14 protein-coding genes are annotated in these 12,664 nt (G+C 73.8%); 8 read left to right on the top strand and 6 right to left on the bottom strand.

Annotated features, from left to right (window positions below; all coding sequences use genetic code 11):
- Nucleotides 1–46: 46 nt before the first annotated feature.
- Nucleotides 47–622, bottom strand: a complete 576-nt coding sequence (locus SACE_RS14295; protein ID WP_009949367.1) for a TetR/AcrR family transcriptional regulator — start codon at nt 620–622, stop codon at nt 47–49.
- Between the two features lie 96 nt (nt 623–718).
- On the opposite strand from SACE_RS14295, the gene SACE_RS14290 reads away from it, so the two are divergent.
- Genes SACE_RS14290 through SACE_RS14280 form a run of 3 tightly spaced genes read left to right on the top strand, consistent with a single transcriptional unit; the run spans nt 719 to nt 3,294 of the window.
- Nucleotides 719–1,150 (top strand): tautomerase family protein, encoded by a 432-nt coding sequence (locus tag SACE_RS14290; protein WP_009949368.1) that lies wholly within the window; start codon nt 719–721, stop codon nt 1,148–1,150.
- Nucleotides 1,143–2,168, top strand: a complete 1,026-nt coding sequence (locus SACE_RS14285; RefSeq protein WP_009949370.1) for a zinc-dependent alcohol dehydrogenase — start codon at nt 1,143–1,145, stop codon at nt 2,166–2,168. The genes SACE_RS14290 and SACE_RS14285 overlap by 8 nt, the downstream gene beginning before the upstream one ends.
- The gene (locus SACE_RS14280) at nt 2,161–3,294 is read left to right on the top strand and encodes a zinc-dependent alcohol dehydrogenase (RefSeq protein ID WP_009949371.1); all 1,134 of its coding nucleotides are present in this window, start codon (nt 2,161–2,163) and stop codon (nt 3,292–3,294) included. The genes SACE_RS14285 and SACE_RS14280 overlap by 8 nt, the downstream gene beginning before the upstream one ends.
- Nucleotides 3,295–3,316: 22 nt before the next feature.
- Here the strand turns inward: SACE_RS14280 and SACE_RS14275 are convergent, their stop codons facing one another.
- Complete coding sequence (locus SACE_RS14275; RefSeq protein WP_009949372.1) at nt 3,317–3,661, bottom strand: MmcQ/YjbR family DNA-binding protein; 345 nt, start codon at nt 3,659–3,661, stop codon at nt 3,317–3,319.
- 135 nt (nt 3,662–3,796) lie between these two features.
- On the opposite strand from SACE_RS14275, the gene SACE_RS14270 reads away from it, so the two are divergent.
- On the top strand, nt 3,797–4,603 hold the full coding sequence (locus SACE_RS14270; RefSeq protein WP_009949373.1) for a GNAT family N-acetyltransferase: 807 nt from the start codon (nt 3,797–3,799) through the stop codon (nt 4,601–4,603).
- Between the two features lie 12 nt (nt 4,604–4,615).
- Here SACE_RS14270 and SACE_RS14265 read toward each other — a convergent pair whose 3' ends face one another.
- Nucleotides 4,616–6,130 carry a PucR family transcriptional regulator gene (locus SACE_RS14265; protein WP_162131618.1) on the bottom strand — a complete coding sequence of 505 codons (1,515 nt, stop codon included), beginning with the start codon at nt 6,128–6,130 and terminating at the stop codon, nt 4,616–4,618.
- Nucleotides 6,131–6,250: 120 nt separating this feature from the next.
- Here SACE_RS14265 and SACE_RS14260 point away from each other — a divergent pair, with 120 nt between their 5' ends.
- Nucleotides 6,251–7,540: an MFS transporter gene (locus SACE_RS14260; RefSeq protein WP_009949375.1), complete on the top strand. Its 1,290-nt coding sequence runs from the start codon at nt 6,251–6,253 to the stop codon at nt 7,538–7,540.
- 64 nt (nt 7,541–7,604) lie between these two features.
- Complete coding sequence (locus SACE_RS14255; protein WP_009949378.1) at nt 7,605–9,221, top strand: amidohydrolase; 1,617 nt, start codon at nt 7,605–7,607, stop codon at nt 9,219–9,221.
- 74 nt (nt 9,222–9,295) lie between these two features.
- Here SACE_RS14255 and SACE_RS14250 read toward each other — a convergent pair whose 3' ends face one another.
- Both SACE_RS14250 and SACE_RS14245 read right to left on the bottom strand, forming a co-directional pair.
- Nucleotides 9,296–9,580, bottom strand: coding sequence for a hypothetical protein (locus SACE_RS14250; protein WP_009949380.1), 285 nt, complete (start codon nt 9,578–9,580; stop codon nt 9,296–9,298).
- A gap of 34 nt (nt 9,581–9,614) precedes the next feature.
- Nucleotides 9,615–10,331, bottom strand: a complete 717-nt coding sequence (locus SACE_RS14245) for a DUF2267 domain-containing protein (RefSeq protein ID WP_009949382.1) — start codon at nt 10,329–10,331, stop codon at nt 9,615–9,617.
- Between the two features lie 185 nt (nt 10,332–10,516).
- Between SACE_RS14245 and SACE_RS14240 the strand changes: the two genes are divergently transcribed.
- Nucleotides 10,517–10,801 carry a hypothetical protein gene (locus tag SACE_RS14240; protein ID WP_009949383.1) on the top strand — a complete coding sequence of 95 codons (285 nt, stop codon included), beginning with the start codon at nt 10,517–10,519 and terminating at the stop codon, nt 10,799–10,801.
- Complete coding sequence (locus SACE_RS14235; RefSeq protein WP_021341634.1) at nt 10,798–11,583, top strand: alpha/beta fold hydrolase; 786 nt, start codon at nt 10,798–10,800, stop codon at nt 11,581–11,583. Before SACE_RS14240 ends, SACE_RS14235 begins: the two co-directional genes overlap by 4 nt.
- Before the next feature lie 131 nt (nt 11,584–11,714).
- Here SACE_RS14235 and SACE_RS14230 read toward each other — a convergent pair whose 3' ends face one another.
- Nucleotides 11,715–12,593 (bottom strand): AfsR/SARP family transcriptional regulator, encoded by an 879-nt coding sequence (locus SACE_RS14230; protein ID WP_009949386.1) that lies wholly within the window; start codon nt 12,591–12,593, stop codon nt 11,715–11,717.
- Nucleotides 12,594–12,664 lie beyond the last annotated feature (71 nt).

Here is a 12,664-nt window from a genome sequence, read left to right as displayed (position 1 = left end):
GTCGCCGGCGCAACGGGACAGACCGGCCGGCGAGGCCGGTGATCTTTCAGACCTCGGCCGCGATCAGCGCTTCGAGCCGTTCGCCGACGTGGTCGAGCGCTCGCGTGCTGCGCTGCGCACGGCACATGACGACAGCGCCCTCGAACGCGGAGACGACGAGGGTCGCGAGCTGCGGGGCGCGCTCCGCGTCGCATCCGTGCTGCCGCAGCGAGTCGGCCAGCAACGACTCCCAGCCGCCGAAGACCTCGGCCGCCGCCGCGCGCACCTCCGCGCCCTCGTCGTCCTGCTCCTCGACCGACACCGCCAGCACCGGGCAGCCCGCCTGGAAATCGGTGCCGGTCAGGATCTCGCGCCAGAGGTCCAGCAACGCCCGCAGACCTTCGACCGGTCCGGCGTCGAGGTTCTTGCGCAGCAACTCCGAAACGGTCTCCCCCGCGAACCGGACCGCCTCGCCCGCCAGTTGCCGCTTCCCGCCGGGGAAGTAGTGGTAGGTCGATCCCAGCGGCGCCTGCGCGTGCTTGGCCACCTCGCGGATGCTGGTGGCGTTGAGCCCGCGCCTGCGGATCATGTCGGCGGCTCCGGCGACCAGTTGCAGGCGCGGCTGCTGACTCGACGCGGACATGTGGCGACCTCCTTGCCTATAACGATCGTCATAGACTACCGTGCCGCTTGCTATAACAGTCGTTATAGCCGCCCGACCGGACCCGGGAGTCCCGCCATGCCGATGATCGAGTTGACCGTTCCCTCCGGCGCCCTCACTCCCGCCGGACGCGAAAGCGTCCAGCGGGAGCTCGCGGCCGTGCTGCTGCACTGGGAGGGCGCGCCGGACACCGAGTTCTTCCGCGCCCAGGCGTGGAGCTACCTGCACGAGCTGCCCGCGGGAGCGCAGGTCACCGCCGCCGACGACGCGCCCCGGTTCCGCGTGGACGTCACCGTGCCGCAGGGAGCCCTGTCGGAGCGCCGGAAGGCCGGACTGGTCGGCGACGTGACCGCGGCAGCGCTGCGGGCAGCCGGACTCGGCCAGGACGCCGCACCGCGGGTGTGGGTGCTCGTCCACGAGCAGGCCGAGGGCACTTGGGGCGCGGGCGGGTCGGTCATCCGCTACGCCGACCTGGTCGCCCTGGCCGGGGAGGCGAAGTCCGGTGCGTGAGCTCACCTACGTCGCCAGGCACAGCGCGGAGTGGCGGGAGGTCGCCGACCCGGTGATCGAGTCCGGCGACGACGCGGTCGTGGCACCGGTCGCGGCCACGCCATGCGACGTCGACTCCGCGATCCTGGCAGGCCACGGCCCCATCGCCCCGCCGTTCGCCATCGGGCACGAGTGCGTCGCCCGCGTCGTGGAGGTGGGCGACTCCGTCCGCGGGGTCGCACCTGGCGACCTGGTCGTGGTGCCGTGGACCATCTGCTGCGGGCAGTGCGAGCCCTGCCGCGGCGGCCTCTCGGCACATTGCGCCTCGGTGCCGCACATGGCGATGTTCGGCGCGCCGATCGGCGGGAGCTGGGGCGGGCTGTTCTCCGACCTGGTGCGGGTGCCGTGGGCGGAGGCGATGCTGGTGCCGCTGCCCACCGGCCCCGACCCGGTCGCGATGGCCTCGGCCAGCGACAACTGGTCGCTGGCGTGGCGGCTGGTCGCCCCGCACCTGCGGGCGCGCCAAGGCGCGCGGGTGCTGGTCGTCGCCCGCGGCAGCATCGGCCTCTACGTCTGCGACATCGCGCGGGCGCTGGGCGCGGGCGACGTGCTCTACGTCGATCCGGACCCCGCTCACCGGGCTCTCGCCGAGCAGTACGGGGCGCGCACCGCCGAGGAGATCGAGCCGGTCCGCCACGGTTTCGACCTGGCGGTGGAGGCCACCGGCAGGGTGGACCAGCTCGCGCTCGCCCTGAGGTCGCTGTCGCCGGAGGGGTTCTGCGAGAGCGCGGGCAACCACTTCCGCCCCGGCGAACTGCCGCTGTTCGACATGTACCTCACCGGCGTCACGATGCGCATCGCCCGCGACAACGTCCGCGTCCACATCCCCGACGCCCTCGAGCTCGCCGCTTCCGGACGCGTCGACCCCGGCCGGGTCGTGTCCGACGTGCTGGACTGGGAGCGGCTGCCGGAGGCCTTGCCGCAACGCCACCTCAAGCCGGTCTTCGTCCGCGACCTGCCGCAGGCCGACGATGCCTGAGCGCGTCCGCGAGCTCCGCTTCGAGCGCGCCGGCAAGCTGAGCTGGCACGAACGCGCGGCCCCTGCGCTGCGGGACCCCGCGGACGCGCTGGTGCGGCCCTTCGTCGTGGGCCGCTGCGACGGCGACACCGTCCCGATCCACCGCCCGGTATCGCGGGCGATGCAGGCCGGGATGGCACTCGGCCTGATCGACCCGGTGGTGGGTGCCATCTGCGGCAGCGTCCCGTTCCGCGGTCCGTTCGCGATCGGCCACGAGTGCGTCGCGGAGATCACCGCGCTCGGCTCCGAGGTGGCGAACCTGCGTGTGGGCCAACGGGTCGTGGTGCCGTGGGCGGTGTCCTGCGGGTCCTGCCCGCGATGCCGTCGCGGCCTGACGTCGAAGTGCGCGGAGACCTCCGGCTCCGGTCCGCTGGCCGCCTACGGGTTCGGCCCGGCCAGCGGACCGTGGGCAGGCATGGCCGCCGACGAGTTCCGCGTCCCGAACGCCGAGCACATGCTCGTGCCGGTACCGGCCGGAGTCCCCGCGGCGCGGGTCGCCGCGGCGAGCGACAACCTCGCCGACGCCTGGCGCTGCGTCGTTCCCGCGCTCTCCGAGCGCGAAGGCGCATCGGTGCTCGTGCTCGGCGGCGGCGCCAAGAGCATCGGGCTCTACGCCGCGGGACTCGCGGTCGCCCACGGCGCCGGAGTCGTCGACTACCTCGACGACGACCCGGAACGCAGGTTGATCGCCGAGTCCTTCGGCGCCCGGGCCCGACCGCTGCGCACCGCGGCCGGAGGCTACGACGTCGTGGTCGAGGCGACCTCGCGCGCCGGCGGCGTGCGCAGGGCCGTGCGCGCCGTGGCACCCGGCGGTGTGTGCCACGCGGTCGGCTACTACCTGTCTACCGGTACCCGGGTGCCGTTGATGCGCATGTACGCCGACGACGTGACGCTGCACCTGGGGGTTTCGCACGCCCGCGCCGTGCTGCCCGACCTGCTGGACTTCCTGCGGCGCACCGGGTTCCCGGCCGAACGGGTCACCACGCTCACCGCCGACTGGGACGACGCCCCGACCGCCTACGCGGCCAGGACGACCAAGCTGGTGTTGAGCCGGGCGCCGCTGGATTCCCGTGCGCAGGAGCCGTGATCCCGGTTCCGCGCCGGAGTCGCTAAGCCGGGTACGGGTGTTCCTCGACGAGCGGTTCGGGGGCCGACAGGCGCCACGCCTCGTAGAGCAGTTCGGTGAGCTCGTCGGCGTCGATCTTCGCCAGGTACACCACGACCCAGCCGAATCCTCCCGCGGTGAACTGGACCTCGAAGACCTCCGGCCGCTCGGAGACCAGCGCGATCTGCTCGGCGAGCGTCTGCTTGAGCCCCACCGTGCTCGTCCGCGGCCAGTAGTAGCCGAACCGCTTGCCGTGCACGCTGAACGACGTGTAGTCGCGCGCCTGTGCGCGCTCGACGTCAGCGAGCCCGTCGACCATCCGCAGGAACCTGGCGTCCGGCACACCCATGCCGCTCATTCTGGCGGACGCGGCCGACACTCCCCTGCGCGGCGGTGCTGTTCGCCTCCTGTGCCGCGAGCTCGGCGGACCTACCGTGGAGCACGGGCGAACGCCGCATCGACCCGGGTATCGAGGTGAGTGCGCGTGGCCGAAGAGCACCTGACCCACGGATGGGAGCCCGACCTCGACGCGGGCGACTCGCTGCTGCGCCGGTACGTGCTGGCCAACGCCGACCGCAACGCCTTCCTCGCCACCGCCGCGGGCGGCAGGCACGAGCGCTGGCCCGACCTGGCGGTGGCGGACCCGTGCTCACCGGTGCTGTTCGACAACGCGGCCGTGCTGCTCCAGCCACCGCCCTACACCGACCTCCGCGACGCCGTGCGCAGGGTGCTCGGCTTCTACCCGCCGGAGCGCCACTTCGTGCTGCTGGCCGCCTGGCCCACGCCCGACCTGTCGGACGCCGGGCTGCACCTGATGGGCCATCCGCCGCTGATGCTGCGGCCGGCGGGCGGCACCGCGCCCCCGCCACCACCGGGACTGCGCATCAGCCCGGTCGGTGACCGCCGGATGCTCGCGGACTTCGTCCGAACCCTGGTCGAGGGCTACCCGATGCCCGGGGCCGCGGACACCGTCCTCGCCGACGAGGCCGTGCTGCGCGGGCCGGTCCGGCTGTTCGTCGGCTACGTCGACGGCGAGCCGGTCGCCACCTCCGGTGCCCGCCTCGGGCACGGGATCGTCGACGTCGAGTGGGTGAGCACGCTGCCCTCGCACCGCAGGCGGGGCATCGGCGCCGCGCTGACCTGGGCCGCGACTCTCGTGCACGGCACCGAACCGGCGATGCTCATCTCCAGCGACGACGGTCGTGCCGTCTACGAGTCCATGGGCTATCTGAGCCTGACCCGGCTCACCATGCGGCATCGCCCGCCGGTCGACGACGCGCAACGCCCGTGAACGCCGTCGCCCTCACTCCCGGCCGGGCGGAAGCAGTTCGGGGAGGGTGAGCGCGAGCCGGAGCTCCTCGCGCTGGCGCGGATCGCTCAGCGAACGGCGGGTGACGCGCTCCACGGTCCGCAGCCGGGTGCGCAGCGTGTTGCGGTGGATCCCGAGGGACGCGGCCGCCGCTTCCATACCCGCGTTGTGTTCGACGTAGGCGCGGGCGGAGCCGACCAGGTCGGTGCCGTTGCGCTCGTCGTGGGCGCGGAGGTCGCCGAGCACCGCGTCGGCGAAGCGGGCCAGGCCGGCCGGCTCGATCGCGTCGCGCAGCAGTGCGGTGGCGCTGACGTCCTCGGCGTGCACGTACTGCCGCTCGTCGCTGACCAGGCCGGCGGCCCACTCGACCGCCGAGGGCAACTGCCGCGTTCCGGCCGCCGTGCACGCGCCCGCCCGCAGTTCGCCGCCGAGCTGGCGCGCGGCGCGCTGGAGCAGCTCCGGCCCGAGCCTGGGCGTGGAGTCCGGCAGGACCACGACCGCGCCACCGGCGTGCGCGCAGACCAGTGCGGGCTCGTCCACCACGGCGTCGCGCAGCACCTCGACCGCGCCCGGGCGGACGACGAGGACTTCGTAGGGGCCGTCCGGCAGCCCGCACAGCTGCGCGAGCCGGGCATCGCCGCCGTCGAGGAAAGCGGCGAAGACGGCGGCCCGCTGCTCGTGCAGCTCGGAGCGCCCGGCGCGCATCCCCAGCATCTCGATGCTCAGCAGCACCGCGGCGTGGTTGGTCAGCAGCCGGTGCTGGTTGCGGTCCACCGCCGAGGCCGTCGCCAGCCAGCCGATCGGGGCGCCGGAGAGACCGAGGCTCTGCACCAGGACGGTACGGTCGCCGTCGTCCCAGGCCATGGAGCTCTGCGAGCGGCGACTCCGGCGCCGCACGGCGGCAGGCACGTCGGCCTGCCAGCCCCCCGGCGACCGCTCGTCCCCGGTGCCCCGCGAGTCGGTCCTCGTGCTCCGGGGCTCACCGACGACCCTGCCGTGCGGATCGGTCAGCAGCACCGAGCCGTCGATCCCGCGCGCCAGCTCGCGCAGGATGCCGTCCGGTCCCGACCGCAGCGCCGCGCGGGCCGCCCGTTCCTGGACGTCGATCACCCGGCGCACCACCCGCAGCCGCTCCTCGGCGTGCAGTTGCGCGACGGCCTCCACGACCGCGATGAACGGCGTCGCGCCCCGCACGGCCAGCAGCGGCAGATCGTGCTCGACGGCCGCGTCCAGGACCGGCCCGGGCAGCTCCCGGCGCTCCTCGGCGAAGCCGAGCCCCACGCACCCGCGCGCGGCCAGGCGGCGGACGTAGTCGCGCTGGCCCTCGGCATCGCCGGGCAGCTCCAGCCCGGTGGTCAGCACCAGCTCACCACCCCGCAGCCAGGGCGTCGGATCGCGCAGCTCGCTGACGTGCGCCCAGCGCAGGTGCCGGTCCAGATGTCCGCCACCGGCGAGGACTTCCAGCTCGAGGGAAGGCTGCGCGAGCAGGTCCGCGATCGTCGGGGCCACGGCGGCCTCCTGTTCGAAGTGCATTCGAATACCGGTTGCGATTGTGCGCTTCGCATCGTGGCCGGCCTGTGCGGCGTCTCTAGTGTCTGCCGCACACTTGCCGAGTCTGCGGAGGACGCCATGGCCGCCAACCCACACGTCACCAGCCCGCCCGCCGCGAGCCCTCGGAAGGCGGCGGCCGCGGCGTTCGTCGGGACCACCATCGAGTGGTACGACTTCTACGTCTACGCCACCGCGGCGAGCCTGGTCTTCGGCCGCCTGTTCTTCCCCGCCGGCACCACCCCGCTGGTCGGCGTGATGGCCTCGTTCGCCACCTACGCGGTCGGCTTCTTCGCCCGGCCGCTGGGCGGGCTGGTCTTCGGCCACTTCGGCGACCGGGTCGGCCGCAAGTCGGCCCTGGTGGTGACGCTGCTGATGATGGGCGTGGCGACCTTCGCCGTGGGGCTGCTGCCGACCTACGCGGCGGCCGGCGTGCTGGCCCCGGCGCTGCTGGTGCTGCTGCGGTTCGTGCAGGGGCTCGCCGTCGGCGGTGAGTGGGGCGGCGCGGTGCTGATGGCCGTCGAGCACGCCCCCGAGAGCAGGCGGACCTTCTACGGTTCCTTCGCCCAGCTCGGCAACCCCTCGGGCGCGCTGCTGGCGACCGGGTTCTTCAGCGTGATGAGCGGCTTCGGCGACGAGGCGCTGCTGTCCTGGGGCTGGCGGGTGCCGTTCCTGGCCTCGGCGGTGCTGGTGCTGGTCGGTCTGGTGATCCGGCTGAAGGTGGCCGAGTCGCCGGTGTTCACCGAGGTGAGCCGGTCCGCGCCCGCGGAGCTGCCGGTGCGCCAGGCGCTGCGCTCGTCGTGGCGGGGCCTGCTGCTGGGCATCGGCGCGCTACCGGTCGCGGTCGGCGGCTACTACGTGGTGACGACGTTCCTGCTGGCGTATGCGACCACCGAGCTGGCCGTCGAGGAGCAGTTGCTGCTCAACGCGCTGTCGGTCGCGGCGGCCGTCGAGCTGGTGTCCACGGTCTTGGTCTCGTGGTTCGGGGACCGGGTCGGCGCGCGCCGGGTCGTCATCGCCGGACTGGCCGGGGTGGCGCTGCTGGCCGCTCCGCAGTTCCTGGTCCTCGACGGCGGCGGCACCGCGATGATCTTCCTGGTGATCGCGGTGATGCGGCTGGTGATGGCCGCGACCTACGGCCCGATGTCGGCGATCCTGGCCGAGATGTTCCCGCCCGCGGCCCGCTACACCAGCATCTCGCTGGCCTACCAGGTCGCGGGCGCGATCTTCGGCGGGCTCTCGCCGCTGGCCTGCACCGCGCTGCTGGCGGCCACCGGCAGCGTCCTGCCCGTCGTGGCCCTGCTGATCGCCATGTGCGCCCTGAGCACCGCCTGCCTGCTCAAAGCCCCGCGCCACACCGACACCCCGTGAGTCGTCCGGGCCGCTGTGGCGACCCGACAGACTCACGGGTCCTGACCTGGGAGAGGAACCTCTGGTGAACGAAGTGCTGCTGCACCACGGCAAGGTCCTGACGATGGAGCCGGGCCAGCCGACCGCCGACGCCGTTCTGGTGCGCGACAACAGGATCGCGGCCGTCGGAGCCGACGCCCACGCGCAGGCGAGCCCGCAGGCCCGGAGGATCGACGCGGGCGGGCGGACCGTGCTGCCCGGTTTCATCGACCCGCACAACCACCTGCTGTCCACCGCGGAGTCGCTGGCCTCGGTCGACGCCCGCTATCCCGTGGTGCGCGACGCGGCCGACCTGGTCGCCGCCGTCGCCGCCCAGGCTGCCGGCACCCCGGAAGGGCAGTGGATCCGCGCGTTCGGCATGGACGACGCGAAGTACACCCGCCGCCCGACCCGGCACCTGCTCGACGAGGCCACCGACCGGCATCCGGTCATCGTCTACCACGTCTCGGGCCACCAGGCCGCGGTGAACTCCGCCGCCCTGACCTGGCGCGGCATCGGCGCCGACGTCGCCGACCCGCGCGGCGGCCGGTTCCTGCGCGACGAGGCGGGCAGGCTCACCGGCATGGTCACCGACTCGGCCATGGAGCTGCTGCTGCCGGTCGCGGTGGACATCGGCTGCCACGGCCCCAACTTCCACACCGACCTGCCCGCCGAGCACCTGCTGGGCTGGCTGTCCGATGCCGCGCCGCACTACCTGGCCGCCGGGCTGACCACCATCGCCGACCCGCAGGTCTCGGCCCGCGAGCTGCGGATCTACCGCGCCGCGCGGGCAGCGGGGACGCTGCCGGTGCGCACCGTCGCGATGCCGCTGTCGCACCAGCTCGACGCGCTGTCGTCCATCGGGCTGGCCGGACCGTTCGGCGACGACTGGCTCAACCTCGGTGCGATGAAGTTCTACGCCGACGGCACCCTGCTGGGCGGCACCGCGATGTTCAGCGAGCCCTACGGCGAGCACGGCCAGTTCACCGGCAGCCTGTACTGGCAGCCCGACGAGCTCCGCTCGCTGGTCGAGCGCGCGGGCCGGGCGGGCTGGCAGGTCGCCATCCACACCCAGGGCGACCGGGCGATGGGCTTCGCCGTCGACGCGGTCGCCGCGGCGGTCCGCGCCTTCGGCGACGACGCCAGGCCGCGCATCGAGCACTGCGGCCACCCCACCGCCGAACACGTCCGCCGCTTCGCCGACCTCGGCGTCATCCCGGTCAACCAGCCGAACTTCCTGCACGACAGCGGCGGCGACTTCCGCCGCAGGCTCGGCGACCGGGCGCACCGGCTGCAGCCGATGCGCGACGAGATCGACGCCGGGCTGCGCCCGGTGCTCTCCAGCGACTCGTTCGTCTCCAGCTTCCGGCCGATGCACACCGTGGCCAACGCGGTGCGCCGCCGGACGCGGGAGGGCCAGGACATCGGCGCCGACCAGGCGGTCACGCCGGCCGAGGCGCTGCGCGCCCACACGATCGACGCCGCGTTCGCGCTGCGCATGGAGGACCGAATCGGATCACTGCGGCCGGGCAAGCTCGCCGACGTCGTGGTGCTCGACCGCGACGTCGAGGCCGCCGACGTCGAGGACCTCTCCGAGGCCGGTGCCTGGCTCACCATGCTCGACGGTGGGATCGTGCACGACCCGGGCCCGCGAGACCGCTGAACATCGTCCACAGAGGACACCCGCTGGAAGCGCCCGGTCGCGCCCCGGCGAGCTCCTCGACTTCGGTGCGCTGCTCAGGCCTGCATGCGCGCCCGTACTTCCGGGAGGAAGTCGCCGTGCTCGCGGCGGACGGCGTCCAGATCGACGTCGTGCGGCAGCGACGTGACCGGCGACCTCTCCAGCAGGTACTTGATGGACTCCGCCACGAGCGCCTGCTCGTCGGGCGCGGGCACGTCCAGTTCGTCGACCAGCGCACGCGGCACCAGCACCCGGTGCTCGGTCGTCTGGTCGCCCTCGTGGACCTCGGCCGCGTACTCCCCGGTTCCCATCGGGAGCACCTTGACGCTCTCGCCCGTCATGTGTCCTCCTCGTCGTGGCAGTCGCGCCGGTCCCTCAGCCGCCCGAGCCGACCGAGCCGACCGCGTCGTCGACCTGGCGGGCCAGCGCCAGGTCCAGTTCCGTCACCGAGTCCACCGACCGCGTCCGCAGGGAGAAGACCAGCGATTCCGGGCGCTCCTCGACCGACGCGTGGTGGGAGAGCTCGGCTTGGGCGCGCTCGACCTGGTTCAGCAGTGGCCGCCACCGGTCGCGCGGCAGGAACACCTCGCGGCTGATCCGTTCGCGCGTTCCCGACCATCCGTCCAGCTCGGCCAGCGCCCGGCGCAGCTCGTCGTCGTCGAAGGGCCGCGGGTGCGTGGCCGCGGAGCTCCGGTCAGGCGGCGGCCCTCCGCCGGGCGCGGTGAACATCTCGGCGAACTCGTCCGGTAGCCGGTGCCGCAGGGTGTCGGCCACCGCCCGGTCCTCGGCGGAGATCTCGGAGAGCACGGCTTGGACCAGGTAACGCGCGTTCTCGGGCGCGACGTCGGCCGTGCGGGCGGTCTCCGCCACCAGATCAGCCTGCTGCCCCGTGCGCTGTTCCGGGACGTCCCAGTGCACCGACTCCCGAACCGCTGCCGGCAACGCCGTGGCCAGTTGCGCCCGGTCGACCCCGTCCAGGTGGCCCGCGACCGCCTCGATCACGGCGACCGCGGCGCGGCCCGCTTCCTCGGACTCGGCCAGACCGGCCCTGCGGCGGACTCCGTCGACGAAAGTCCGGTACTGCTCCACCATCACTGCTCCTCGTCACGTAGGGGGTGTTGCCGCCGGCGGCGGCAGCTAAACGGGGGCTCGGCCAGGCGTGGTGGCCGTTTAGCACTGGAGTGCACCGGCAATCCGGTCGGCTGTAACGAGTTGTCCGCCGACGGCTCGCACACGTGGTGCCGGAGTGCCGGATGCGAACGATGGGTGGCCGAGTCATGGGCGAGCAGGAACGCGACCGCCGCGACTACGAGCGCGGTCTGCCCGGGTACCACGACCCGATGCACCGGGTGATGGGCGCGCCCGCCGCGCTGAGCGCGCTGACGTTGCGGCTGTGGCTGGCCGGGTTCGGCGCGGTGTTCTGCACGGTGGCCGCCGTGCTGCTGTGGGTGTACCTGCCGCCGCTGGGCTGGATGGCGTGGGTTCTGCTCGTGCTGGCGGTGATCGCGGTGGTCGACTTCGCCTGGGTCGCGCACCGCAAGCGGCGCGGTGAACCCGGATGAGGCCGGTGCGAACGCGGGCGGCCAGGGCTGGAACCACCGGCTGGGAACGGGTGGAAGTCACCGCGGCTGCCGGTACCCGGGTGCACGCCGCCGTCCTCGGGCCCCGCGAGGCGCCGGAGGTGGTCTGCGTGCACGGGCTCGGCTGCTCGCACCGGTACTTCCTGCCGCTGGCCCGGTGCCTGGCACCCGGGCTGCGGGTGGTCGCACCGGACCTGCCCGGCTTCGGCAGCACCCCTGGTTCGCGGGAGTCGCCGGACGTGCGCGGGCTCTCCGAGGCGCTCGCGGCGTGGCTGCGCGCCACGGCGCGGCGGGGCGTGCCGCTCGTGGCGAACTCCGCCGGTTGCCAGGTGGTGGTGGACCTGGCCGTGCACTCCCCCGAACTGCTCGGGCCCGTGGTGCTCACCGGACCGACGGTCGACCGGCACGCCCGCTCCTGGCCGCGCCAGCTCGGCCGGCTGGTCCGCAACGGTGCGCGGGAGCGATCCGCACTGGCCTTCGTGCTCCTCCTCGACTACCTGGACTGCGGTCCGCGGCGGATCATCACCACGTTCAACCACCTGCTCGACGACCCGGTCGAGCACAAGCTCCACCACGTGCCCACGCCCGCGGTCGTCGTGCGCGGCAGCCGCGACCCGATCGCACCGCGCGCGTGGGCGCGGGAGGTCGCCGCGGCGCTGCCCCGCGGGCGCCTCGCGGAGGTGCCCGACACGGGCCACACGCTGAACTACTCGGCACCGGAGCGGCTCGCCGAGATCGTCACGGCGCTGCTGCGGGAATCCTGATCACCGAGCTACGCGGGCCGTCGCGGCCAGGACCTCGACGGCGCCGCGCAAGTCGGCCTGGCGCAACGGGTTGACGCTCACCCAGCCGTCGCCCGCGCGGTGACAGTGCGGTGAGCAGCGCGAGTTCCTGGTCACGCCCCCGCCAGCTCGCCGGTGTCCACCGGGAGCTCGTCGCGGACGACCCGGCGTGCTCCGGCGGCCCGCACGGGCGGTCGGCTCGGCGAGGTGGTGGCGAGAGCGGCGTCATCGCCGCGCAGCACGGCCTGGTGCACCGCGCGCGCTTCCTCCCCCGGCTCGACGCCGAGTTCCTCCACGAGGCACCGCCGCAACTCGGCGAACACCGACAGCGCGTCCGCCCGGCGTCCGCCGGCGTGGAGAGCGCGCATCAGCAACGCCGCGAACGTCTCGTTGTGCGGGTGCGCCGCGGTCAGCGCCGACAACTCGCCGATGGCGTCGGCGGGGCGGTTCAGCCGCAACAGCCATTCCGGTTTCCGCTGCGACAGCGCGACCCGGCGCTCCGCCAGGCGCCGCCGCTCCCCCGCCGCGAACGGCCCGGGCAGCCCGGCCAGCGGCTCGCCCTCGTACAGCGCGAGCGCGCGGTCGTAGCCGTCCACCGCCGCGACGAGGTCTCCGGACAGCGCGGTCGTGTCCGCTTCGACGACGATCCGCTCCAGCAGTGCCGCATCAACCGAGACGCCACCACTGCGGAAGCGGTCCCCACCCCGTTCGCCACCGATCACGGCTGAGTCCGGCCCATCGCCCCGCAGGCACTTGCGAAGCCGGTAGAGCGACGTAACCGGGCACGACCTTGATCCCCGTACCGGGCGGCTCGCCCCCCACACGCCGTCGAGCAGCTCCCGCCGGCTGACCGTCACGTCCGGGCGCAGGACCAGCGCGGCCAGGAACGCCTGCTGGCGGACCGTGCCGAGGTCCAGCAGCTCGTCACCGCGCCACGCCCGCAGCGGACCGAGGACGGCGACCCGGAGCCGCCGCTCGGCGTCAGATCCCATCGCGGTCCGCGCCGACGGGGCTTGCGGCCGTCGTCACCCGCGAACGGACCGCACACCGGGACCGGACCGGA

The sequence above is a fragment of the Saccharopolyspora erythraea NRRL 2338 genome (assembly GCF_000062885.1).
Classification (GTDB): domain Bacteria; phylum Actinomycetota; class Actinomycetes; order Mycobacteriales; family Pseudonocardiaceae; genus Saccharopolyspora_D; species Saccharopolyspora_D erythraea.
The sequence above is the reverse complement of the archived record's forward strand: the minus strand, read 5'-3'. Positions and strand labels throughout refer to the sequence as shown.